Here is a 24,051-nt window from a genome sequence, read left to right as displayed (position 1 = left end):
AACTCCGCCCCTTCATATGGTCACCGGGGCCCCTTCCAGCGAGTCCTGCGGCGCGGTCTTCAAATCGCGGTGCGATACCGTGGGCGAAAATCCGTCCTCGCGCAACCGCCGCGCCATCCGTTCGGCGACATGGACCGAGCGGTGTCGTCCGCCCGTACAGCCAAATGCGACAGTGACATATGCTTTTCCTTCAGCCTGATAGCGAGGAAGGAGCAGTCGCAGCAGCGACTCTATCTGTGCCATCGCCTGTCCGTAAGCGGGATCCTCGGCAATATATTCGGAGACTTGCGGGTCGCGGCCGGTCCCCGGGCGCAATAGCTCGACCCAATGCGGATTGCGCAGGAAGCGCATGTCGAACACCAGATCGGCGTCGCGGGGCAAGCCGCGTGCGAAGCCGAACGAGGTGATCGTGAGCACCGTGTCGCCCGATCCCTCGCCCGAAAAGGTCGAGCGGATTTGTTGGGCGAGTTCGTTCGACGAAAGGTTGGTGGTGTCGATCAGCCGGTTCGACCATTCGCGCAGCGGCATCAGCAGCTCGCGCTCGCGGGCAATGCCGTCGCTGGCCGGACGGTCCTGCGCCAGAGGGTGGCGGCGCCGAGTTTCCGAATAGCGGCGTTCCAGTTCCGAGCCGGCACATTCGAGGAAAAGGGTGCCGATCTCATGGCCCTCCTCCTCGCGCATTTTCTTGATGCGCCGCACGATGCTTTCTGCGTCGAAACCGCGGGTCTGGGTGCCTATGCCGAGCGCCAAGGGCCTGGCGTCGCCGTCGGCGCCTTCGCCGGGCGCAGTGTCGAGCAGGCTGTGGAGCAGCAAGAGTGGGAGATTATCGACGACTTCCCAGCCTAGATCTTCGAGCGTCCGCAGGACCGTCGATTTCCCCGCGCCGGACATCCCGGTCACCAGCAGGATATGCTTGGGACTTAGCCGGCTCATCGATCGCGTTCCACCAAAGGCAACCGCACCACGAACTGCGCTCCGTTCACCTGATTCCCTCGGGACTTCACCACGATGCTTCCCTGATGGCCTTCGACAATCGTGCGCGCGATGGCAAGTCCAAGTCCGGAATGCTGGCCGAACGCCTCGCTTTCGGGGCGCACCGAGTGGAAACGTCGGAAGACCGCGTCACGCGCTTCCTCGGGGACTCCAGGCCCCTCATCCTCGACGCATATCGTGAGCATGTCGCCGTCGCTGGAGGCTACGAGCGTCACGAGCCCACGGTCGGGAGAGAAAGACAAGGCGTTGTCGATCAGATTCTCGAACACTCGCTCGAGCCGCGCGCCTTCACCGAGGACGTTAAGCGGACGGCGATCAGGGCGATCGAAATGGATTCGGATTCCATGGGGAAGCCCACGCGCTTCGCGCTGGGCGAGGAGCGCGGCGATCATCTCGCCTATGTCTATCTTCTCGAAGGTCGCCCGGCTGAGCTGTGCGTCGAGGCGCGATGCCTCGGATATGTCGGTAATGAGCCGATCGAGGCGGTGAACGTCGTCGCGGACGATGGCGAGGAGACGTTCCTGCAGGACTGGGTCCTTGACGTGAGTCAGCCCCTCGACCGCGGAGCGGAGAGAGGCGAGAGGGTTCTTGAGCTCGTGGGTGACGTCGGCGGCGAAGCTTTCGGTCGCGTCGATACGCGCGCGTAGGGCCTGGCTCATGTCGGACAGCGCGCGGGCCAGCATTCCGATCTCATCATGCCGGTCGGGAAGGCGAGGGACCACAACTTCGCGGGCGCGGCCTAGCCGCACCCGGACTGCGGCGCGCGCGAGCCGGCGCAAGGGTCGGACTATCGTGCGCGCAAGAAACAGCGAAAGAAGGATCGAGGCGATGCTGACGATCAGCAGCACCACGCCGAGTCGATAGCGCTCAACTCGCACCGTCTCGGTGATGTCGCGCGCGTTGACGGTAGTCATGACCACGCCGAGCTGGGTTATCGGGGCAGCGGCAGTGATCACCGGGGTACGATCGGGCGCACGCCAGACGGTAGCGGGAGTGCCGTGGGTCGATCGCGCCGTGTTCACGTCGGGCCAATCCAGCCCCTTGTCTGGTGGAAGCTCGCGATAGAGCGGCGCCCGGTCGGCGCCGACGACTGTGTCTATCACCGCGTCCAGAAAGCGGGCAGTGGCCTGCCCCCAGGGATCCTTGTCCGGGTCGCGCAGCACGAGGGTCCGGAGCCCAAGTTTCTGACTGTCGGCCATCAACTCGCCGCTCTCGGTATAGAGGCGGATACGGCTGCCGGTGTCGCGCGCGAGACTGAGCACCAGCAGGTCCCGCCGCTCCGGGGTGGCGGAGGCGATTGCCTGGGCGATCAGTCGTACCTCGCGGGTCGCCTGCTCGACGCGGCTGTCGACGATCCGGCTGCGATAGGAATCGAGGTAGAAGAATCCGCCCGCGAGCAGCGCCAGCGCGAAGATGTTGACCGCCAGGATCCGCGGCGTGAGGCTGACGCGGTTCGACCATTTGAGCGCCAGATCGGGCTCTTCATTCGTCGGAGAAGCGATAACCGGCGCCATAGAGGGTTTCGATAGCATCGAACTCGGGATCGACCTGCCGGAATTTCCGGCGGACGCGCTTGATGTGGCTGTCGATCGTGCGATCGTCGACGTAGATATCATCCTGATAGGCCGCGTCCATCAGCTGGTTGCGAGTCTTCACGATGCCCGGGCGCTGCGCCAGCGTCTCCAGGATCAGAAATTCGGTGACGGTCAGCGTTACGTTGACGCCACCCCAGGTCACCCGATGGCGGGCAGGGTCCATGGTGAGCCGCCCGCGCTCCAAACTCTCGGCAGGCGCGACTTCGCCGCCCTCGACGCTCGGATGGGGCACTTCGGTTCGCCGCAGAATCGCGCGGATGCGAGCGATCAGCAGCCGCTGGCTGAACGGCTTGGCGATATAGTCGTCGGCGCCCATTGCTAGCCCAAGCGCCTCGTCGAGCTCGTCATCCTTCGACGTCAGGAATATGACCGGGATCGCGCTCTTCTCGCGCAGGCGGCGGAGCAACTCGAGCCCGTCGAGGCGAGGCATTTTGATATCGAGTACGGCGAGATCGGGCGGATTTTCGATCAGCGCCTTCAACGCACTTTCGCCATCGGAATACACGCGGGTCAGAAACCCTTCGGCCTGGAGCGCGATCGAGACCGAGGTCAGGATATTGCGGTCGTCGTCGACCAGCGCGATCGTGGCGGTCATGCGAAGAGAGGGGAACTGCAAGGCATCGACTGAGGGGGTTAAACCAAATCGGACAACGGTCAATCGCCTGACACCGCTTACCTAGATTGACGCGATTTCCGCGGGCCTCCATGCGCATTGTTACACGATATAGCGGGCCCGCCGAAAATGAGGCCCGCGACTTTTGGAGGGTATGGCCTTGGACACGCGGATTTCGCGTCACGGTCTCGATGCGCAGGGCATCGGGACGAGCGCGCAGCTATTCTGGAACCTCGAGGCGCCGCAGCTGGTGGAGCATGCCGTCCGGCGCGGCGAGGGCAAGCTATCGCGCCACGGCGCGCTGGTGGTCAGCACCGGCAAGCATACCGGGCGATCGGCCAAGGACAAATATATCGTTCGCGATGCCGAGACCGAGCCAAGCGTCTGGTGGGGCAAGGTCAACAAGGGCATGTCGCCCGAACATTTCGCCGCGCTAAAGGCTGATTTCCTCGCCGAGATCGCGCAGCGCGATACGCTATACGTCCAGGATCTGTTCGGCGGCTCGCAAGCGGAGCATCGCGTTCAGGTGCGCGTGATCAACGAGCTGGCGTGGCACAGCATGTTCATCCGCACGTTGCTGGTGCGACCGGGTGCTGAAGCGCTGGCAGATTTCGTGCCCGCATATACGATCATCGACCTGCCCAGCTTCCGCGCCGATCCCGAGCGTCATGGCTGCCGCAGCGAAACCGTGATTGCAGTCAACTTCACGGAGAAAATGATCCTGATCGGCGGCACCGCTTATGCTGGCGAAATGAAGAAGAGCGTGTTCGGGCTACTCAACTATCTGTTGCCGCAGGACGGCATCATGCCGATGCATTGCTCGGCCAATATCGGCCCGAATGGCGACACCGCGGTCTTTTTCGGCCTGTCGGGCACCGGCAAGACCACGCTCTCGGCCGACGCCAGCCGAACGCTGATCGGCGATGACGAGCATGGCTGGTCGGACACGGCCGTCTTCAACTTCGAAGGCGGCTGCTACGCCAAGATGATCCGCCTCTCGGCCGAGGCGGAGCCCGAGATCTTCGCGACCACGCGACGCTTCGGCACCGTGCTCGAAAATGTCGTGATGGACCCCGATACGCGCGAGCTCGATTTCGACGACAACAGCCTCGCCGAGAATAGCCGCGGCTCCTATCCGATCGACTTCATCCCCAATGCCTCGCGCGACAATCTCGGGCCGGTCCCGACCAATATCATCTTCCTGACCGCCGATGCCTATGGCGTGCTGCCGCCGATCGCCAAGCTGACGCCCGACCAGGCAATGTATCACTTCCTGTCGGGCTACACCGCGCGCGTGGCGGGGACCGAGATCGGCGTGACCGAGCCCGAGGCGACCTTCTCCACCTGTTTCGGCGCACCGTTCATGCCGCGGCATCCCTCGGTTTACGGCAATCTGCTCAAGTCGCGGATCGCCAAGGGCGGTGTCGATTGCTGGCTGGTCAATACCGGCTGGACCGGCGGCATGGCGACTCAGAAGGGCATCAGCCGGATGCCGATCAAGGCGACCCGCGCATTGCTCAACGCGGCGCTGGACGGCAGCCTCAACGACGCCGATTTCCGGCGCGACCCCAATTTCGGCTTCATTGTGCCCGTGGAGGTGGCCGGGGTCGATCCGGCGATGCTCGATCCGCGCGAGGCGTGGGCGGACAAGGCCGCCTATGACGCGACCGCGGCGAAGCTGGTCGACCAGTTCGTGGAGAATTTCGCGCAGTTCGAAGGCGAGGTGGACGAGGGCGTGCGACAAGCCGGACCGCGGACGACGGTGCTGGCCTAGCATCGATACGCCGTCGTCTTGCGCGGTACGAGAAGTCCTTAAGGTGCGCAGACGCGAACACGCACCCCCAGCCCCTCCCTTTCAGAGAGGGGGGTAAGTTGGTCCCCGACTTGCCCGTCCCTATGCCAGGCCGTTACTATGCCTATCCAATGCCGATCCACGCTCCCCGCCTGTTCGCATCCGACGCAGAGATAATCCGGCTCGGCGAAGGCCTGCTCGCCTGCGCGCTGCCCCGCGAAGACTGGACCCATGAGGCGCATCTCGCCGCCTGTCTCTATCTGCTGCGCGAGCGGCCCGACGTTGACGTGGACGTGGAGATCGCCGGAATCATCTCGCGCTTCAACGAGAGCGTCGGCGGGGTGAATGACGATAGCGGCGGCTATCACGATACGATCACGCGCGCCTATCTGGCAGGCGTGAAGCTGTTCCTGCGCGCCTATACCGGCGGCGGGCTCGCCGAACGGGTCAACGCATTGCTGGAATCGCCGATCGGGCGACGCGACTGGCCGCTGGGCTTCTACAGTCCCGAACTGCTCTTCTCGGTGCCCGCGCGCCGCGACTTCGTGCCGCCGGACCTCGCGCCCTTGCCGTAGGCGTCGGAAGGGGATCAGCCCTCCGGCGGCAGCGGCGCGTCGGTTGGCTTCTCCAGCTGAAGCCCGTGGCGCATCAGCATCGGGATGTTGAGCATCGCGAAGACCAAAGTGAGCGGGATTACCGCCCAGGTCTTGAAGGTCACCCATTGGTCCCAGCTCAAGACCTGGCGCATGACTTCGTTGAGCAGCGCCATCGCGATGAAAAAGCCGGCCCAGTTGATCGTCAGGATTCGCCAGCCCTTGGCCGAGAGGCCGGGATAGGCGCTTTCGAGCAGCATCTGGAGTAGCGGCTTGCCGGTCGCCAGCCCATAAGCCAGCACGACCGCGAACATCGAATAGACGATCGTCGGCTTAATCTGGATGAAGCTTCGATCGTGGAAATAGAGGGTCAGGCCGCCGAATACGAGCACCAGCGCACCCGAGATCCACAGCATCGGCGAAATGTGCCGGACCTTCCAATAGGAAAGCGCCATCGCCGCGCCCATCGCGATCATGAACGCCGAAGTCGCCGCGAAGATACGACCGAACTCGGGGCCACCGGCGAGGCTGTTGACTGCGAAGAAGACCGCGAGCGGGCCGAAATCGATCAGCATGCGCAAGCCCGGGGGAAGGGCGGGTTTGGTGGTTTCAGCCATTGGTCAGCTCTCCCACGCCGGCGATGATCCGCGCAACCTCGTTCGCATCGAAGGGGCGCAGATCGTCGACTTTCTCGCCGACCCCGATCGCGTGGATGGGGAGGCCGTATTTCTCCGCGGCCGCGACGAGGACGCCGCCGCGGGCGGTGCCGTCCAATTTGGTCATCACGAGGCCGGTGACTCCGGCGACTTCCTTGAAGACTTCGATCTGGTTGAGTGCGTTCTGGCCGGTGGTGGCGTCGAGCACGAGGACCACGTCGTGCGGGGAGGCGGGATTGATGCGGCCCAGCACGCGACGGATCTTGCCGAGCTCGTCCATCAGCTCGCGCTTGTTCTGGAGGCGGCCGGCGGTATCGACGATGAGGACGTCGATGCCCTTGTCGGTCGCCTGCTTGACCGCTTCGAAGACGATGCCGGCGGCGTCGCCGCCCTCCGGCCCGCTGACGATCGGTACGCCGATGCGATCGGCCCATGTGCGCAGCTGGCCGATCGCGGCGGCGCGGAAGGTGTCGCCGGCGGCGAGCATCACGCCATAATCCTGCTCGACCAGCAGGTTCGCCAGCTTGGCGATCGTGGTGGTCTTGCCGCTGCCGTTGACGCCGATGACGAGGATCACCTGCGGGCGGGGAAAGGCCTCGATCTCCAGTTTCCGGGCGACGGGCTCAAGCACCTTGGCGACTTCCTCGGCCACCACCAGGCGGATGCCGAGTTCCTCCATGTTGCGCTCATATTGCCCCTCGGCAAGGCGGGCACGGACCTTTGCCGCCGTCGCGGGGCCGAGATCGGAGGCGATCAGCGCTTCCTCGATTTCGTCGAGCGTGGCGTCGTCGAGCCGCGCGCCCGAGAGGCCGGCAAGGTTGCCGAGCAGCCGATCCGAGGTGCGCTTGAAGCCGCCGAGCAGGCGATCGTGCCAGGAGGGGTTGGTGCTCATGCGTGGATACTCAGGTCGCGGGGGGGACGGACGGGGGACGCGACCAGCGCGCCGTCGGCTACGCTGCCAATCTGGACCTGCACGATCGAACCAACCTCTTGTTCTGGAAAATGAACTTCGGCGAAATTGCCAGCATGGCCCCGGTCGCCTGGGCGCTCGACGAGAATGTCCTGCACGCTGCCTACCAGGGCTTCCAGCCATCGCGAGCGGCGAAGCGCCGCCGCCGCGCGCAACCGTGCCGCGCGGGCCTTCACCACTTCGGGTTCGACCAGCGGCATCCGCGATGCAGGCGTGCCGGCGCGGGGGCTATAGGGGAAGATGTGGGGGTGCACGATATCGCAATCGTCGAGGAGAGCCAGGGTGTTGCCGAACATCGCCTCGGTCTCGGTCGGGAAACCGGCGATCAGATCGGCGCCGATCGCGATTTCGGGGCGCGCCGTCTTGAGGCGCTGGATCAAAGCGACGCTCTCGGCGCGGCTGTGGCGGCGCTTCATGCGCTTGAGGATCATGTCGTCGCCCGCCTGGAGCGACAAATGGACGTGGGGCATCAGCCGCGATTCTTGCGTGAGGAGCGCGAACAGGCGGTCGTCGATCTCGATGCCGTCGAGCGAGGAGAGGCGGAGGCGCTGGAGTCGGGGCACATGCGTCAGGATGCGCTCGACCAGCTGGCCAAGCGTGGGCGCGCCGGGGAGATCGGGGCCGTAGCTGGTGAGATCGACCCCGGTCAGGACGATCTCGGCATGGCTTTCCGCCAACTGGGCGATGCGATCGATCACCGCGCCGGCGGGGACCGAGCGGCTGTTGCCGCGGCCCTGGGGAATCGCGCAGAAGGTGCAGCGATGGTCGCAGCCATTCTGGACCTCGACGAAGGCGCGGGCGTGGGTGGAGAAGCTGGCGGCCAGGTGCGGCGCGGTATCGCGGACCGCCATGATGTCCTGGACAAGCACCGGCTCGGCCGACGCCCAGGCGGCGGGGCGCAGCTTCTCGGCATTGCCGACGACGCGATCGACCTCGGGCATCGAGGCGAAGGCGGCGGGATCGATCTGCGCGGCGCATCCCGTGACCACCAGCTGCGCGTGCGGGCGCTCGCGGCGGGCGCGGCGGATCGCCTGGCGGGTCTGCTTGACCGCTTCATTGGTCACCGCGCAGCTGTTCACCACGATCGTGTCACGGCCCGGCAGCAAGGCACGGATCGTCTCGCTCTCCGCGAGGTTCAAGCGGCAGCCGAGAGAGATGATATGAGGGGATGCCATTGCGCGACGATCTAGGGACCCCGGGGAGCGATGTCCACGCGGAGGCGGAGCGGGTGCTCGCCTTCTGGTTCGACATGCTCATGCCCGAACAATGGTTTTCCAGAGCGAGCGGAGTCGACCAGGAGATTCGCGACCGCTTCGCTACACTGCGGGAGGAGGTGCTGGCGAACGATGCGGCCGGGTGGCGCGAGGATCGGCGGACGCTACTGGCGGCGATCCTGCTGCTCGACCAATTCAGCCGCAATATTCACCGCCGCTCAAGCGAGGCCTTTGCCGCCGATGCGCTTGCCCGCGAACTGACGCTGCAGGCGATCGACAAGGGCTGGGACGAAGGGCTTTCGCGTGAGCAGGCGCAATTTCTCTACATGCCGCTGATGCATGCCGAGGATATCGAATGCCAGGCGCTCTCGCTGGCGAAGTTTGCGCTGCTCGGCGATGAGAAGGTGCAGGCGTTCGCGCGCGAGCATTTCCAAGTGATCGAGCGCTTCGGCCGCTTCCCGACGCGCAACGAGGCGCTCGGCCGGCAATCAACCGCGGCCGAGAAGGACTATCTCAGCCAACCAGGCGTTGGCTGGTAGCAGCATCCGGGACGAGGGCGGCGGGCGCGGGCGCGGAATTCTGGAGGAGGCGACGCTCGGCAAGCAGGCGCCGTGCGGCAGTTACCGAGAGCGGGCGGCCATAGAGCCAGCCTTGCGACTTAGAACAGCCGAGCGCGCGCAGCCGCTCCTCGATCGCGGCATCCTCGACGCCTTCGGCGGTGATCGGCAGGTTGAGGCTTTCGCCGAGCGATATGATCGCGTTGACGATCGCGGCAGAATCGGCGCTCTCGTTGAGCGACATGATGAAGCTCTTGTCGATCTTGATCCGATCGAACGGCAATGCGCGCAGATGCGCGAGCGACGAATAGCCGGTCCCGAAATCGTCGAGCGCAAGCCGGACGCCCTGATTCTTGAGGCTGCCGACGATCGACTGGGCGAGCGGCAGATTGTCGAACAGCGAGCTTTCGGTGATCTCGATCTCGAGCCGGCTGGCGGGAAAGCCTGTTTCGGTGAGGACCTTGATGATCTTCTGCGCGAGCCAGGCGTCGCGCAGCTGCGAGGGTGAGATGTTGATCGAGATCGACAGGCCCTGGTCCCAGTCTCGCGCCGCCATGAAGGCCTGGCGCATGATCGACAGCGACAACTCGGCGATCATGCCGGTTTCCTCGGCAATCGGGATGAACAGATCGGGTGCGATCAGGCCGCGTGTGGGATGCTCCCAGCGCGCGAGCACTTCGAAGCCGTGGAGGCGGCCGGTCGAAAGATCGACCTGCTGCTCGAAATAAGGGACGATCTCCTGACGCGGAATGGCGAGGCGCAGGCCGCTTTCGAGTTCGTTGCGGACCTGAAGCTCGCGCTCCATCGACTGATCGAACCAGGCATAGCGATTGCGACCCGATTTCTTGGCGGCGTACATCGCGATGTCGGAGGAGCGCATCAGTGCGTCTATGCTGGCGCAGTCGAAATCCGAGCGGGAGATGCCGAGCGAGCAACTGATGTGGAGCCGGAGCCCTTCGGCCTCGAACGGCTGCGCCATGCGGCTGACCAGCTTCTCGGCGATCCGCTCGACGGTGCCGGGCTCGGCGGGATCGAACATGAAGCCACAGGCGAATTCGTCGCCGCCCAGTCGCGCAGTGAGCGCAATCGGCGGCATTACATGCGCGATTTCGCGCGCGACCGCGCGAAGCAGGGCATCGCCAACGGCATGGCCGTGCATGTCGTTGATCGTCTTGAAATGGTCGAGATCGAGCATCATCAGCGCCATGCCCTTGCGGCGGCGCTGGGCGCGGACGAACATCGCCGCGCCTTCCTCGGCCAGGCTGCGGCGGTTGAGGAATCCGGTGAGCGGATCGCGGCTGGCGAGATGCTGGGCGCGCTCCTCGGCGGCCGCTCGGATCTGTACTTCCTGGCTGAGCGCGGCGTGGCGGCGCCACCCGAAGAGGATCAGCGCGACGTTGAGCAGCAAGGCGATGACGAGGGTGCGATCGGCCGGCGCGCCGCCTTCGAAATAGTGCTGGAGCGTCTTCGAAAGCACCGAACTGCCGGTGCCGACGAAGAGCAGGATTGCCGCGACGCTGATCGCGCCGGTCAGCAGGCTGGGGCGCGGTGCGTCCGCCTGCTTCTTTTCTTCTTCCTGATCCAGCTGCATTGCCGGCACGTGCCCCTTGTTGGTAATTGGCGGGTTCTGGCACGGCTAGAATGTAGATCGGGTTAAATCCGGACCTTTCCGAAAGGTTATCTTCACGGCCCGACGTGAGGTTGCGCGAAAGCGCTTTGCCCGCTATGTGCCGGCCCGACCGTTCCCTTGGAGCGTGAAGCGATGCCACCCATGCGGTGACGCCGGCCGACGAGGTTTCGTCCGCCGGCTCGTTTTGCGTTTGGCGGATTCGGTGCCGATTTTGGAGTGATGTTGGTCCCATGTTCGAAAGTCTGAGCGATCGGCTAGGCGGCGTCTTCGAGCGACTGCGGGGCCGCGGCGCGCTCAACGAAGCCGATGTCCGCACCGCGATGCGCGAAGTGCGGATCGCACTGCTGGAGGCCGATGTCGCGCTTCCGGTGGCGCGCGACTTCGTCGACAAGGTGACCGAACAGGCCGTTGGCCACCAGGTGCTGCGTTCGGTGACGCCGGGCCAGCAGGTGGTGAAGATCGTCCACGACGCGTTGGTCGAGATGCTGGGCTCGGACACGTCCGAGCTCGAGATCGCGGTCACGCCGCCCGCGGTGATCATGCTCGTCGGCCTCCAGGGCTCGGGCAAGACCACGACGACCGCCAAGCTCGCCAAGCTGCTGGCCAAGAGCCAGGGCAAGAAGGTCCTGATGGCGTCGCTCGACGTCAACCGGCCGAACGCGCAGGAGCAGCTGGCGGTGCTCGGCACCCAGACCGATACGGCGACGCTGCCGATCCTGGCGGGGCAGCAGCCGGTCGATATCGCCCGCCGCGCGCTCCAGTCGGCGAAGCTCCAGGGCTTCGACGTCCTGATGCTTGATACCGCGGGCCGTCTCCACGTCGATCAGGCGCTGATGGACGAGATGAAGGCCGTGGCCGACATCGCGAGGCCTGCCGAAATCCTGCTCGTGGTCGACTCGCTGACCGGCCAGGACGCGGTTAACGTCGCAAAGAACTTCTCCGACCAGGTGCCGCTGACCGGCGTGATCCTGACGCGGATGGACGGCGATGCGCGCGGCGGCGCTGCGCTCTCGATGCGCGCGGTCACCGGCAAGCCGATCAAGTTTGCGGGCATGGGCGAGAAGCTCGACGCGATCGAGCCCTTCCATCCCAAGCGGGTTGCGGGCCGCATCCTGGGCATGGGCGACGTCGTCAGCCTGGTCGAGCGCGCGGCCGAGGCGGTCAACGAAGAAGACGCCGAGCGGATGGCGAACCGGCTCGCCAAGGGCCAGTTCGACATGAACGACCTGCGCAGCCAGCTGGCGCAGATGCGCCGGATGGGCGGCATCGGCGCGCTTGCCGGCATGATCCCCGGCATGAAAAAGGCGCAGCCGGCGATGGCCGGCGGCGCGGTCGACGAGAAGATATTGCTCCGGATGGACGCGATGATCGGATCGATGACGCCCAAGGAACGGTCGAGGCCCGAACTGCTCAACGCCAAGCGCAAGATCCGCGTCGCCAAGGGCAGCGGCGTGACCGTTCAGGACGTCAACAAATTGCTCAAGATGCATCAGGAAATGCAGACCGCGATGAAGCGGCTGAAGAAGATGGGTGGATTGAAGGGCATGCTGGGGATGCTCGGCAAGGGTGGCCCCGGCGGCGGCATGGGCGGCGTCGGCAACGCGCTGGGCGGCGCCGAGCTGGGCGACATGATGGGCAAGATGGGCGGAAGCCTGCCGGGACTCCCCGGTGGGCCCAATCTGCCCGCGGGGCTCGAGAATCTGCTCAAGAAGAAATAGCGCCCCCCGTCATCACAGCGAACGCTGGGTCTCGTGAGGCAGAACATCAACCAAAAAGCCCCAGTTCGCTGGGATGACGATAAACAGAAGGAAAATTAATGGCTCTCTCTATGCGTCTTTCGCGCGGCGGCTCCAAGAAGCGCCCCTATTACCGGATCGTGATCGCGGACGCCCGCAGCCCACGCGACGGCAAGTTCATCGAGAAGATCGGCACCTATAATCCGCTGCTCGCCAAGGAAGACGAGAAGCGCATCATCCTCGACACCGATCGTGCGAAGCATTGGCTGAGCGTCGGCGCGCAGCCGACCGACCGTGTCGCCCGTTTCCTCGACGTCACCGGCGTCAAGGAGCGCGCCGCGCGCAGCAACCCGAACAAGGGCAAGCCCGGCGAGAAGGCCGTCGAGCGCGCCGAAGAGCGTGCCGAGAAGGCCAAGGCTGCAGAGGAAGCCGCTGCCGAGGCAGCCGCAGCACCTGCGCCCGAGCCCGTTGCCGAGGAGGCACCTGCCGAGGGTTCGAACGAAGAGACCGAGGCGGTGATGGCAGCCGAAATCGAAGCGGCCACCGAAGAGCCCACCCCGGAGGCCACCCAGGTCGCCGAGGCGGTTTCGGAAGAGACCCCGCCGACCGACGCGCCGGCTGCCGAAGAAAAGGCCGAAGGCTGAGGCATTTGGTGGCCATCATGCGTTCCCCCCGGACCGCAATGTCCAAAGGAGCGCATGATGGCCAGCCAACCGCCCACCGGCCCCGATTCGACCGACCGCGAGGAACCGGGTGATACCCAGACCAACCCCGCCGGCGTTTCCAACGATGAGCCTGCCGAAGGCAATGACGATGCCGCGCCCAAGCTTCCGGGTTCGCCCGAGGGGTGAGACCGATGGTCCTCTGCTCCGCCATTCCGGGGAAAGCCGGGATGGCGATTGAGGAGGGCGTTATGACAGACAAACCGGTCACTCTGGCCGCCGTGATCGGTGCGCATGGCATTGGCGGCGAGGTTCGGCTCAAGGTCTTTGCGGACGACCTTTCCGACCACACAAGCTTTAACCAAGGCGCGTTAACGCTCAAGAGCCTGCGCCCAGGCTCAAACGGCGCGATCGCGCGCTTTGTCGAGGTCACCGACCGCAACGCGGCGGAGGCCCTGCGCGGCACCGCGCTGACGGTGCCTCGCTCTTCGCTGCCGCCGCTGGCGGAGGGGGAATATTATCATGTCGACCTGCTGGGCCTGCCCGCCGTCTCCGACGCGGGCGAGGCACTGGGAGCGGTGATCGCGATCGACAATTTCGGTGCGGGTGACGTGATCGAGATAGAGCGGCCCGACGGCAAGCGCTTCATGGTGCCGATGCGTCCCGAAGCGGTGCCCGAATGGGACGGCGAGCGGATGGTGATTGCCCGCGATTTCATCGTCTAGGTGGCCCGCCTGCGGGGCGGTATCGAGCCTTCCGGCGCACCTCGACCTAGCGACGGATCGGACGTTCTTCGTTGAGCATGTTGCGAATCGTGGTGGCGGCAACGCCCGCTTCGCCCATCGCGTGACTGATCTGGTCGAGACCCTTGGCGACGTCGCCCGCGGCGAAGAGGCCGGGGACGGAGGTGCGCTGATGGTCGTCGACTTCGAGGCAGCCGTCCTCGGCCGCCCGCGCGCCGGCCTGAACAGCAAGGCGGGAGCGGATCCGCGAACCCAGCGCGGGATAGATGCTGTCGAACGCCATGCGCCCCTTGGCGGTGCCGGTGCTGATCTGGTCGCCTTCGATACGGAAATCGCCGCAGGGGCCGTCGATATGGGCGATGCCGGCGTCGTCGAGCGCCTTCTGGCAGCTTTCGGGAAGCTCGTGCGCGGCGCCCGGGGCGATCAGCGTCACGTCGGCGGTGAAGCCGCGAATGAACAGCGCCTCCCGCATGCCGTGATCGCCGGTGCCGACCACGCCGACGCGCTTGTCGGTGACTTCATAGCCGTCGCAGACCGGGCAATAGCGCAGCAGCCCGCGCTGGAGCGCTTCGTTGTGGAGCGAGTCGGGCATGTCAGGGCGATGGTTTACGACGCCTGTCGCGAGCAGGATCGAGCGGGCGGGATAGGTGCGATCACCGACGCGCACTACAAACCCTTCCTCGGCGACGTGCAGCCCGGTGACTTCGGCCAGATCGCGGGTGGCGCCATATTTCTCGGCCTGCTCGAGCATCCGCGCGAGAAGTTCCTTGCCCGAAATGCCGTTCGGGTAGCCGGCATGGTTGTGCGTGCAGGGGATCATTGCGCAGCGGCTATTGCCGGAGTCGAACATGCGGATCTTGAGGTGATAGCGCGCGAGATAGATCGCCGCGGTGAGGCCGGCGGGGCCGGCGCCGATGATGATGCAGTCGTCCATCTTGCCAATCTATCCCGAGCAGGGGAAAGGCCCTTATGGCCTTCGCCGCAACCGTCCTAACGCTTTATCCCGAGATGTTTCCCGGGCCGCTCGGCATTTCTCTTGCGGGCCGCGCGCTGCGCGAGGGGCTGTGGAGCCTCGACGCCGTCCAGATCCGCGATTTCGCGACCGACAAGCATCGTTCGGTGGACCATACGCCGGCGGGCGGCGGGGCGGGGATGGTGATGCGGGCGGATGTGCTGGGCGCGGCGCTGGACAGCGTGCCGGCGGGGCGGCCGGTGCTGGCGATGACGCCGCGCGGCCGGACGCTCGACCAGGCGCGGGTGCGCGCGCTGGCTGAGGGGCCGGGGGTCACGATCCTGTGCGGGCGGTTCGAGGGGATCGACGAGCGGATATTCGAGGCGCGCGCGATCGAGCCGGTGTCGATCGGCGACTATATCCTGTCGGGCGGCGAGATGGCCGCGCTGACCCTGCTCGATGCTTGCATTCGCCTGCTCCCCGGCGTAATGGGCGCGGCTTCAAGTGGCATGGACGAGAGCTTCGAGACGGGGCTGCTCGAATATCCGCAATATACCCGACCCGTCGAATGGGAAGGGCGCACGATCCCCGAAGTGCTGCGATCGGGGGATCATGCGCGGATCGCGGCATGGCGCAAGTCGATGGCCGAGACCGATACACGGCTAAGGAGGCCGGACCTTTGGGAGCGCCATGAGGGCGCTCGGGTCCTGTCTCCCTCTGGTGCGCGGCGACAGAAGGAAGAATGACATGAACGTCATCCAGACGATCGAGGCGGAAAACATCGCCAAGTTCAACGAGACGAAGAAGATTCCCGAATTCCGCCCCGGCGATACGCTGAAGGTCGGCGTGAAGGTCGTCGAAGGCGAGCGCACCCGCGTGCAGAATTATGAAGGCGTGTGCATCGCACGCTCGAACAAGGGCATGGGCTCCAACTTCACCGTGCGGAAGATTTCGTTCGGCGAGGGTGTCGAGCGCGTATTCCCGCTATATTCGCCTAACATCGACAGCATCGAAGTCGTCCGCCGCGGTGTCGTGCGTCGTGCGAAGCTCTATTATCTGCGTGGCCGCACCGGCAAGTCGGCCCGCATCGCCGAGCGCCGCGATCCGCGTCCGGCCAAGGATGCGACCGCAGCCGAATAAACTTCGGGAAGTTTGCGATTTGGGGCGCGGGGCGAAAGCTTCCGCGCCCTTTTCGTTTCGGGCGAGGATATTTCCGTCCTTCGGCCCGTTCGGCTATCATGGCATGCATGGAACAGGCGACGAGCAGGAGCGGGTGGGGGCAGCTGAAGCTGTTCGTCGCGTCGCTCTGGCTGACGCTGGCCACTGCCGTCTTCTGTGCGGTCGTGCCGGCAGGCTTGCCGCATACGGCGCCGCTGGGGTCGGCATTCAACCCATCGACGAGCGCCGTCGCGCTGCATCCATCGGATCGTCTCCGCGTGCAGCTCGAGCGCGCGGACCGAAAGGAGCCTGTCGCCAAGAGCGCGGGCGCCGGGGTTGCGATCGCGGCTGCGGCTCCCATGGTTATTGCCTGGATCGGCGCGCGCGCGTCGGTCGTCGGCGGCGCGCCGGCCACGCTTTCCTTCATACGAATCCTCGCCGCGCGTTTCCCGCGTGGACCGCCGATCGCCTGACCCCTCGCCGCGGCGCTTCATGTGCCGCCTGTGCCCGCAACGCCCCGAGGGGCTTGTGGCAACTCTCCTATGAGGGACAGGTCATGCGAAAAAATAGACGCAAGCGCCCGCCATGGTGGTTCGTGACCGCCATCTGGGGCGGAATAGCAGCATCGGCGGCGGCATTTGCCGCAATCGTCGGCGCGACGGTGGAGTAGCCGTCGCGCCAGGAGGAAGGCGCCGGGTGGGAATGGCCCGCCCGGCGAAGGATGGATTTGACTATGCACCACACACCCCTGATCGCGATGATCGTCGCGGGGCTCGTCATCGCTTTCGTGATGGGATCGATCGCGCATCGGCTAAAGGTCTCGCCGATCGCAGGCTATCTCGTCGCGGGCGTGCTGGTCGGGCCGTTCACGCCGGGCTTCGTTGGCGATGCCGATCTCGCGGGCGAGCTCGCGGAGATCGGCGTCATCCTGCTGATGTTTGGGGTGGGGCTGCATTTCTCGCTGAAGGACCTGCTCTCGGTGCGGAAGGTCGCGATCCCGGGCGCTGTCGGTCAGATCACGGTCGCGACGCTGATGGGCATGGCGCTGGCGTGGAGCCTGGGCTGGAATTTGCTGGCCGGCTTCGTCTTCGGGCTGGCCTTGTCGGTGGCCAGCACCGTGGTGCTGCTGCGCGCGCTGCAGGGGCAAAATCTGGTGCAGACCGAGCGGGGCCGGATCGCGGTCGGCTGGCTGATCGTCGAGGATCTGGCGATGGTGCTGGCGCTGGTATTGCTGCCTGCGCTTGCCGGAGCCCTCAATAGCGCGGAGGGCGCGACTCTTGCCGATGTCGCGGCGCCGATCGCGAGCACCTTCTTCAAGGTGGCCGGTTTCGTCGCAGTGATGTTGCTGATCGGGCGGCGGCTGATCCCGGCGGTGCTGCAATGGGTGGTCGACAGCGGCTCGCGCGAACTGTTTCGCCTCGCAGTGCTGGCGATCGCGCTGGGCGTGGCGTTCGGCGCGGCGTTCGTGTTCGACGTGTCGTTCGCGCTTGGGGCATTCTTCGCCGGCATGATTCTGGGCGAGACGCCGATGAGCCGCCAGGCGACGGAGGAGACGCTTCCGCTGCGCGACGCCTTTGCAGTGCTCTTCTTCGTGTCGGTGGGCATGTTGTTCGATCCGGCGGTGCTGATCGAGCAGCCCCTGCCGCTGCTGGCCACCGTCGCGATCATCATCGTCGGCAAGTCGGTCGCGGCCTATGCGATCGTCCGCGCGCTGAAACATGGTGGAATGACCGCGATCACTGCCGCGGCGAGCCTGGCGCAGATCGGCGAATTTTCCTTCATCCTGGCGACGCTGGGAACCAGCCTGAACATATTGCCGCCGGAGGGCCGCGACCTGATCCTGGCCGGCGCGATCATCTCGATCTTCCTGAACCCGTTCCTGTTCAGCTGGCTCGTTCCCGGGCGGCAGGATCCAGCGGCGGTGGCGCACGATGCCCCGATCTTGCAGCGCGAGCATGAGGGGCATGTGGTGCTGATCGGCTATGGCCGGGTGGGCCGGCTGATCGCCGCCGACTTGAAGGCGGCGGGGCAGGCCTTTGCACTGATCGAGGACCAGAGCGACGTCGCCCGCCAGGCCGAGGAAGCGGGGATCGACGTGGTCCGCGGCAACGCGCTCGACAGCGACACCCTGGCCGCCGCCAATATCGGCGCGGCGAGCCGGCTGCTGATCGCGATTCCCGAAGGCTATGAGGCGGGGGTGATCGCCAAGCGAGTGCGCGAACTCAATCAGGAACTGCAGATCATCGCGCGTGCGCATTCGGACGCCGAGGTGGCGCATCTGCGCAACCTCGGCGTGCTGGAAGTGGTAATGGGCGAGCGCGAGATCGCGACGCGGATGCTCGCTCTCTGCTGAGCGTCAGCTTGTCGCTTCGAGTGCGTCGCGGAACTTGCGCGACTGGTCATGGCCCTCGATCACCGAGCGGTAGCAGGTCTGGACGACGCCTCGCACGCCGGGCGACATGCGCTCGTCGGCGAGCACGCGGTCATATTCCTCCTTGAGATAGTCCTCGCCGCGCTCGATCTCGCTCAGGATGGCTTCGTCGCCGCCGCCGAGTGCGCGGCGCAGATCTTCCCAGCGGCGGTGAAGCGTCGCAGCGGTGGAGCCATAATCGGCGGGCGTGCCGCCGAGCTCTCGGCTCTTTTCCGATAGCGCCTCCACGACGCGGCGACGCTCCGCCGCCATTTCGGTGAAGAACTGCGCGAAGCGACTGGTCTTGGCGTGCTCGGCGGAATGCTCGTAGCCGCGGATGCTGTCGATCGTGGTGACGATGAGGTCGTCGAGCTTCGAGACGTCGTGATTGTCGGACATAGTGCATTCTCCTTTGGGGATACCGTCCCGGCTAGAACCGGCACGGCGGCGTATGGCTCCGGTCAAAGAGAGTGAATGGGAGGTTAGCGGCAGGTTGCGAAGACCGCCTCCGGCCTTGCAAGCCCGCGATGCGACCGCGATAAGCGCCGCCAAGGAGAGTTTGGAATGCGCAAATGGCTGCTGGGACTGGCTTTGTTGGGAGTGCCGACGATGGCGAATGAGGCCGCCGCGCAGACGCGCGACCTGACGCTCGAGCGCGTCTTCGCCAGCCCCGATCTGGCGGGAAGCGCGCCGCTCCAGCCGAGACTTTCGCCCGACGGCAAACTTCTCACACTGCTGCGCAACCGTGCGGACGAGAAGGAACGCTACGATCTGTGGGCGATGGACACGACCAGCGGGCAATGGCGGATGCTGGTCGATTCGAAGAAATTGGGGACCGGCGCCGAACTTTCCGAAGCCGCGAAGATGCAGCGCGAGCGCAACCGCTCGATCGTCGGCAAGACCGGCATCGTCGGCTATGATTGGGCGCCCGACGGCAAGGCGATCCTCGTGCCGCTGGACGGTGACCTGTATCTCGCTTCGCTCGACGGCAAGGTGCGCCGGCTGACCAGCAGCGAGGCGACCGAACTCAATCCGGTGATCAGCCCGCGCGGCGGCTATGCCAGCTATGTGCAGGACCAGAATCTGGTGGTGATGGACCTGGCGACCGGCAAGCCGCGTCAGATCACCACCGAGGGCAAGGACACAGTTCACTGGGGCGAGGCCGAGTTCGTCGCGCAGGAAGAGATGGGGCGCTATACCGGCTATTGGTGGTCGCCCGACGACCGGCGGATCGCGGTGGAGCGGTTCGACGAGGCACCGGTGGGGATCGTCGCCCGTGCCGCGATCGGCGCGGAAGGCACCAAGATCTACAACCAACGCTATCCGAAGGCGGGCACGCCCAACGCGCTGGTCGTGCTCTATCTGATGGGGCCGGCGGGCGAGGACAGAGTCAAGGTCGATCTCGGCCGCGAGACCGACATCTATCTGACGCGAGTCGATTGGGCAAAGGATGGAAGCGCGCTGTTCGTCCAGCGGCACAATCGCGCGCAGAGCGTGCTCGACATCCTCAAGGTCGATCCCGCGACGGGCAAGTCGGAGCTGCTGTTCAGCGAGAAATCGGGGCCGAAGAGCTGGGTCAACCTTTCCAACGGGCTCACCCCGCTGGCCGATGGCAGCCTGATCTGGTGGTCGCAGCGCGACGGTTACGGGCATCTCTATCGCTGGAATCGCGGCAAATGGACCCAGCTGACCAAGGGCGGTTGGGAGGTCGACGGCGATTTCGTCGCGGTCGACGAGGCAAAGGGCCGCATCTTCTTCCGCGGCAACAAGGATGGCGTGCTCGAGCGGCACATCTATTCGGTCGATATCGCCAAGCCCAACGCGCTCACCCGGCTGACCGAGGCGGGCTGGTGGAACATGGCGACGATGGACGCGGCGGCGAGCCGGATCATCGTCTCGCGTTCCAACACCAATCAGCCGTCGCAAGTCTATCTGGCCGATGCAACGGGCAAGCGGCTGGCATGGGTCAACCAGAACGACGTCACGGCGTCCGATCATCCCTATAACGCCTATCTCGCGAGCCACCGCGAGCGGAGCTTCGGCACGATCAAGGCCAAGGATGGCTCGACGCTGCACTGGGAGATGATCACGCCGAAGCGGGAGCCGGGCAAGCGCTATCCCGTCTTCTTCCAGCATTATGGCGGCCCGCATTCGCAGACGGTCAGCCGCGCCTGGGGCGGGGCGTTGCAGCAATATATCGTCGACCGGGGCTATGTCTGGTTCCAGATCGACAATCGCGGCTCGGCCAATCGCGGCAAGGCGTTCGAGGACCAGATTTTCCAGGCGATGGGATCGGTCGAGGTCGAGGATCAGCTGGCGGGCGCCGCCTATCTCCAGTCGCTCGACTTCGTCGATCCGAAGGCGATCACCACCTATGGCTGGTCCTATGGCGGCTATATGACGCTCAAGATGCTCGAGGCGTCGAAGGGCGTGTTCGCCGCGGGGGTCGCGGGTGCGCCGGTGACGAAGTGGGAATTGTACGACACCTATTATACCGAGCGCTACATGGGGAACCCGACCAAGGTGCCTGCGGCCTACAAGCGCTCGGACACTATCACCGACGCGGGCAAGATCGGCGATCCGCTCCTCATCCTCCACGGCATGGCCGACGACAATGTCGTGCTGGAGCATACCACCGCAATGGCAGCGACGATGCAGCAGCAGGCGGTGCCGTTCGAGATGATGCTCTATCCGGGCAAGACCCACCGCGTGGGCGGGCCGGGCGTGAGCGAGCATCTGTGGACGACCATCCTGGATTTCACCGATCGGCATGCGGGTCTAAAAAAGTAGAAGCGGGCGCCCGCCCGAGCGCGGCTTTTCCCACGTAAAGCAAAAGGGGCTTTACGCGGGCGCCGCGCGCCAGCATTTGCGCGCACACCGGCGAATGGGTGCCGGCTCTGGAAGGAATGACGATGGGGTACCGTGTCGTGGTCGCGGGAGCGACCGGCAATGTCGGGCGTGAGATGCTGAACATCCTGGCCGAGCGGGAATTCCCGATCGACGAGCTGGCGGTGCTCGCCTCCTCGCGCAGCCAGGGCGACATGGTCGATTTCGGCGAGACCGGGAAACAGTATAAAGTCCAGAATATCGACAATTTCGATCCGGCGGGCTGGGATATCGCGCTGTTCGCGATCGGCTCCGAGGGCAGTGCGCTTCACGCGCCGCGCTTCGCCGCGGCCGGCTGCACGGTGATCGACAATGCCTCGCTCTACCGGATGGATCCGGATATCCCGCTGATCGTGCCCGAAGTGAACCCCGAGGCGATCGACGGCTACAAGGTCCGCAACATCATCGCGAATCCGAATTGCTCTACCGCGCAGATGGTGGTGGCGCTGAAGCCGCTGCACGATGCCGCGACGATCAAGCGGGTGGTGGTCGCGACCTACCAGTCGGTCTCCGGCGCGGGCAAGGCGGGGATGGACGAGCTGTTCGAGCAGAGCCGCAACATCTTCGTCGGCGATCCCGCGGTGCCGTCCAAGTTCACCAAGCAGATCGCCTTCAACGTGATCCCGCACATCGACAGCTTCCTCGACGACGGATCGACCAAGGAAGAGTGGAAAATGGTGGTCGAAACCAAGAAGATCATGGGCGCCAAGATCAAGGTCACCGCGACCTGCGTGCGCGTGCCGGTGTTCGTCGGCCATTCGGAAGCGATCAACGTCGAGTTCGAGGACGAGATCAGCGCCGAGCAGGCGAAGTCGATCCTGCGCGAGGCGCCGGGCATCATGCTGATCGATAAGCATGAAGATGGCGGTTACATCACGCCGATCGAATGCGTCGGCGAGTTTGCGACTTTCGTGAGCCGGGTGCGCGAGGATCCGACGGTGGAGAGCGGGCTGAGCCTGTGGTGCGTCAGCGACAACCTTCGCAAGGGCGCGGCGCTCAATGCAGTGCAGATTGCCGAACTGCTCGGGCGGCGGCATTTGCAGAAGGATTGAGCTCCAAGGTCACACCGGGGTCACACCAGGGTCAAACTATCAGCCACGCTCGGCGATATCGATACGGTTGCGTAACGACCTTCGAGAGCCGGGGCGGCCTTGAGGCTGCCTCCGCCCCTCGATCCTTTCACATTCGATAGTGCAAGCAGGATGCTGCGTCTCGCGATGCTCCTGACCCTCAATGCCCCGCCGCGCCGGGATCGGGCTTGGCCATCGGGCCCTTGGGCTTGCGCAGGAAAAAGACCAGGGGGACGCTGAGCGCGGTGAGGATCATCATCGCGTAGAAATCGTTGAGATAGCCGATCATCAGCGCCTGGCGATTGATCTCGAGATCCGCCATCGCCATCACGGCATCGCTCGATCCGCCCAGCATCTGGAGCAGGTTGGGATCTATCGTGTTCAGCGTTTCGGCGCGGATGTTGGGGACCAATGCCTCATGGCTGGTCTGGATGCTGCGCGCGAGCAGGGTCGTCACCAGCGAGATGCCGACCGATGCGCCGATGTTGCGCGACAGATTGGTGAGCGACGCAGCCTCCGTGCGGAAGCGCGGCGACAGCGTCGAGAAGGCGATGCCAGTGAGCGGCATGAAGACGAGTCCCATGCCAAGGCCCTGGACGAAGCCCGACACGATTACCGGCCAGGCGTCCATGTCGAGCGACCAATGGGTCATCTGCCAGAGCGAGAAGGCCGCGATCGACATGCCGGCGCCGACCAGATAGCGCGGATCGAAGCCGCGCTGGGTGAGCTGTGCGGAAACCGCCATCGTCAGCACGACGCCAATTCCGCGTGGCATCAGCAGCAGGCCGGTATCGAGCACCGAATGACCGTACAGGGTCTGCATCATCGGTGGCAGGAGCGCCATCGTCGCCATCATCACCACGCCGACGACGAGCATGAAGGCGATCGCGGTGACGAGATTGCGATCCTTCCAGATCTCGCGATCGAACATCGGCTGCTTGGCCGTCGCCATGTGCACGGTGAACATCCAGATCGCGATGACCGCGATCAGCATCTCGACCCAGACTTCGGTCGAGCTCAGCCAATCCTCGCCCTGGCCGCGATCGAGCATCAGCTGGAGGCCGGCGATCCCGAGCGATAGCATCGAAAAGCCGAACAGGTCGAAGCGCCTTTTGGTGATCGGGCGGGAGGGCAGCAGGAACCAGAGGATCGCGACGCAGATCACGCCGATCGGAAGATTGACGTAGAACACCCAGCGCCAATCGAAATTGTCGGTCAGCCAGCCGCCGATCACCGGACCCATGATCGGGCCGACCATGATCCCCATGCCCCAGATTGCCATCGCCTTGGCCTGGCGCTCGGGCGGATTGATATCGAGCATGACCGTCTGGCTGAGCGGGTTCATGAACGCCGCCGAAATGCCCTGGAAGATGCGGAAGATGACCATCTGCTCGAGATTCTGGGCCATGCCACAGAGTGCCGATGCGACGATGAAGCCGACGGTCGAGACCAGGAACAGGTTGCGCGAGCCGACCCGATCCGAGAGCCAGCCGGTGATCGGGATCGCGATCGCCGACGCCACGATATAGCTGGTGAGCACCCAGGTGACGGTATCGGCGGTGGCGCCGAGCGCGGTCGTCATGTGGGGGAGGGCGACGTTGGCGATGGTCGAATCGAGGATCTGCATGATCGTCGCCAGCATCACCCCGAGGGTAAGCAGGCCGCGATTGGCGACGGGCAGCGCCGCGACGCCGTGTTGCGGGCGCGGGGGAGCGGCTGGGGCGGGGGTACCGCGAGGGGGAGCTGCAGTGGCCATGTCAGATCCATTTTCGTCACCCCGGCGAACGCCGGGATCTTTGGTCGGCGGCGCAGCGCCTGCGG

22 protein-coding genes and 1 pseudogene are annotated in these 24,051 nt (G+C 65.2%); 13 read left to right on the top strand and 10 right to left on the bottom strand.

Annotated elements, in window-relative coordinates; genetic code table 11:
- Window positions 1-12: 12 nt before the first annotated feature.
- The 3 genes from rapZ to OKW87_RS04990 are packed head-to-tail and all read right to left on the bottom strand — an operon-like array spanning window position 13 to window position 3,183.
- Window positions 13-933 carry an RNase adapter RapZ gene (gene rapZ, locus OKW87_RS05000; protein WP_265542773.1) on the bottom strand — a complete coding sequence of 307 codons (921 nt, stop codon included), beginning with the start codon at window positions 931-933 and terminating at the stop codon, window positions 13-15.
- Complete coding sequence (locus OKW87_RS04995) at window positions 930-2,507, bottom strand: sensor histidine kinase (protein WP_265542771.1); 1,578 nt, start codon at window positions 2,505-2,507, stop codon at window positions 930-932. The genes rapZ and OKW87_RS04995 overlap by 4 nt, the downstream gene beginning before the upstream one ends.
- Window positions 2,476-3,183, bottom strand: coding sequence for a response regulator transcription factor (locus OKW87_RS04990; protein WP_265542769.1), 708 nt, complete (start codon window positions 3,181-3,183; stop codon window positions 2,476-2,478). Before OKW87_RS04990 ends, OKW87_RS04995 begins: the two co-directional genes overlap by 32 nt.
- Before the next feature lie 178 nt (window positions 3,184-3,361).
- Here OKW87_RS04990 and OKW87_RS04985 point away from each other — a divergent pair, with 178 nt between their 5' ends.
- Window positions 3,362-4,975, top strand: a complete 1,614-nt coding sequence (locus tag OKW87_RS04985; protein WP_265542767.1) for a phosphoenolpyruvate carboxykinase — start codon at window positions 3,362-3,364, stop codon at window positions 4,973-4,975.
- 122 nt (window positions 4,976-5,097) lie between these two features.
- A complete protein-coding gene (locus tag OKW87_RS04980; protein ID WP_265542765.1) occupies window positions 5,098-5,568 on the top strand; it encodes a hypothetical protein in 471 nt (156 codons plus the stop codon).
- A 14-nt stretch (window positions 5,569-5,582) separates the two neighbouring features.
- On the opposite strand, the gene OKW87_RS04975 is transcribed toward OKW87_RS04980, so the two are convergent.
- From OKW87_RS04975 to mtaB, 3 genes are read right to left on the bottom strand one after another with little or no spacing between them, the layout of a single operon-like run.
- Window positions 5,583-6,203, bottom strand: coding sequence for a septation protein A (locus OKW87_RS04975; protein WP_265542763.1), 621 nt, complete (start codon window positions 6,201-6,203; stop codon window positions 5,583-5,585).
- Window positions 6,196-7,134, bottom strand: coding sequence for a signal recognition particle-docking protein FtsY (gene ftsY, locus OKW87_RS04970; protein ID WP_265542762.1), 939 nt, complete (start codon window positions 7,132-7,134; stop codon window positions 6,196-6,198). The genes OKW87_RS04975 and ftsY overlap by 8 nt, the downstream gene beginning before the upstream one ends.
- Window positions 7,131-8,387 (bottom strand): tRNA (N(6)-L-threonylcarbamoyladenosine(37)-C(2))-methylthiotransferase MtaB, encoded by a 1,257-nt coding sequence (mtaB, locus tag OKW87_RS04965; protein ID WP_265542760.1) that lies wholly within the window; start codon window positions 8,385-8,387, stop codon window positions 7,131-7,133. Before mtaB ends, ftsY begins: the two co-directional genes overlap by 4 nt.
- Here mtaB and OKW87_RS04960 point away from each other — a divergent pair.
- Window positions 8,387-8,965, top strand: coding sequence for a DUF924 family protein (locus tag OKW87_RS04960; protein WP_265542758.1), 579 nt, complete (start codon window positions 8,387-8,389; stop codon window positions 8,963-8,965). The genes mtaB and OKW87_RS04960 overlap by 1 nt on opposite strands.
- Here OKW87_RS04960 and OKW87_RS04955 read toward each other — a convergent pair.
- On the bottom strand, window positions 8,940-10,574 hold the full coding sequence (locus OKW87_RS04955; RefSeq protein WP_265542756.1) for a putative bifunctional diguanylate cyclase/phosphodiesterase: 1,635 nt from the start codon (window positions 10,572-10,574) through the stop codon (window positions 8,940-8,942). The two genes, OKW87_RS04960 and OKW87_RS04955, sit on opposite strands and share 26 nt — an antisense overlap.
- Before the next feature lie 269 nt (window positions 10,575-10,843).
- On the opposite strand from OKW87_RS04955, the gene ffh reads away from it, so the two are divergent.
- From ffh to rimM, 4 genes and pseudogenes are all read left to right on the top strand, one after another.
- The gene (gene ffh, locus OKW87_RS04950; protein ID WP_265542755.1) at window positions 10,844-12,331 is read left to right on the top strand and encodes a signal recognition particle protein; all 1,488 of its coding nucleotides are present in this window, start codon (window positions 10,844-10,846) and stop codon (window positions 12,329-12,331) included.
- A gap of 98 nt (window positions 12,332-12,429) precedes the next feature.
- Window positions 12,430-12,864, top strand: a pseudogene (gene rpsP, locus OKW87_RS04945) (30S ribosomal protein S16); the annotation flags it as partial.
- A gap of 186 nt (window positions 12,865-13,050) precedes the next feature.
- Window positions 13,051-13,200: a hypothetical protein gene (locus OKW87_RS04940; RefSeq protein WP_265542751.1), complete on the top strand. Its 150-nt coding sequence runs from the start codon at window positions 13,051-13,053 to the stop codon at window positions 13,198-13,200.
- 62 nt (window positions 13,201-13,262) lie between these two features.
- Entirely contained in the window at window positions 13,263-13,736 is a 474-nt protein-coding gene (gene rimM / locus OKW87_RS04935; RefSeq protein WP_265542749.1) for a ribosome maturation factor RimM, read from the top strand.
- 46 nt (window positions 13,737-13,782) lie between these two features.
- Here rimM and OKW87_RS04930 read toward each other — a convergent pair whose 3' ends face one another.
- Entirely contained in the window at window positions 13,783-14,688 is a 906-nt protein-coding gene (locus tag OKW87_RS04930; protein WP_265542747.1) for an NAD(P)/FAD-dependent oxidoreductase, read from the bottom strand.
- Window positions 14,689-14,723: 35 nt separating this feature from the next.
- Here OKW87_RS04930 and trmD point away from each other — a divergent pair, with 35 nt between their 5' ends.
- From trmD to ybaL, 4 genes are all read left to right on the top strand, one after another.
- Window positions 14,724-15,452, top strand: a complete 729-nt coding sequence (trmD, locus tag OKW87_RS04925; protein WP_265542745.1) for a tRNA (guanosine(37)-N1)-methyltransferase TrmD — start codon at window positions 14,724-14,726, stop codon at window positions 15,450-15,452.
- A 1-nt stretch (window position 15,453) separates the two neighbouring features.
- Window positions 15,454-15,846: a 50S ribosomal protein L19 gene (rplS, locus tag OKW87_RS04920; protein WP_265542743.1), complete on the top strand. Its 393-nt coding sequence runs from the start codon at window positions 15,454-15,456 to the stop codon at window positions 15,844-15,846.
- Window positions 15,847-15,953: 107 nt separating this feature from the next.
- The gene (locus tag OKW87_RS04915) at window positions 15,954-16,337 is read left to right on the top strand and encodes a hypothetical protein (protein ID WP_265542741.1); all 384 of its coding nucleotides are present in this window, start codon (window positions 15,954-15,956) and stop codon (window positions 16,335-16,337) included.
- A gap of 260 nt (window positions 16,338-16,597) precedes the next feature.
- Entirely contained in the window at window positions 16,598-18,217 is a 1,620-nt protein-coding gene (gene ybaL, locus OKW87_RS04910) for a YbaL family putative K(+) efflux transporter (protein WP_265542740.1), read from the top strand.
- Window positions 18,218-18,220: 3 nt separating this feature from the next.
- Here ybaL and OKW87_RS04905 read toward each other — a convergent pair whose 3' ends face one another.
- Window positions 18,221-18,673 carry a PA2169 family four-helix-bundle protein gene (locus OKW87_RS04905; protein WP_265542739.1) on the bottom strand — a complete coding sequence of 151 codons (453 nt, stop codon included), beginning with the start codon at window positions 18,671-18,673 and terminating at the stop codon, window positions 18,221-18,223.
- Window positions 18,674-18,838: 165 nt separating this feature from the next.
- Here OKW87_RS04905 and OKW87_RS04900 point away from each other — a divergent pair, with 165 nt between their 5' ends.
- On the top strand, window positions 18,839-21,064 hold the full coding sequence (locus tag OKW87_RS04900; RefSeq protein WP_443025080.1) for a DPP IV N-terminal domain-containing protein: 2,226 nt from the start codon (window positions 18,839-18,841) through the stop codon (window positions 21,062-21,064).
- A 122-nt stretch (window positions 21,065-21,186) separates the two neighbouring features.
- Window positions 21,187-22,212, top strand: coding sequence for an aspartate-semialdehyde dehydrogenase (locus OKW87_RS04895; RefSeq protein WP_265542738.1), 1,026 nt, complete (start codon window positions 21,187-21,189; stop codon window positions 22,210-22,212).
- 178 nt (window positions 22,213-22,390) lie between these two features.
- Here the strand turns inward: OKW87_RS04895 and OKW87_RS04890 are convergent, their stop codons facing one another.
- On the bottom strand, window positions 22,391-23,986 hold the full coding sequence (locus OKW87_RS04890; protein WP_265542736.1) for a DHA2 family efflux MFS transporter permease subunit: 1,596 nt from the start codon (window positions 23,984-23,986) through the stop codon (window positions 22,391-22,393).
- Window positions 23,987-24,051: the final 65 nt, after the last annotated feature.

This window comes from Sphingomonas sp. M1-B02, assembly GCF_026167525.1.
Taxonomy (GTDB): Bacteria; Pseudomonadota; Alphaproteobacteria; order Sphingomonadales; family Sphingomonadaceae; genus Sphingomonas.
Note: the sequence above shows the minus strand (reverse complement) of the source record. Positions and strands in the feature narration are given on the sequence as shown.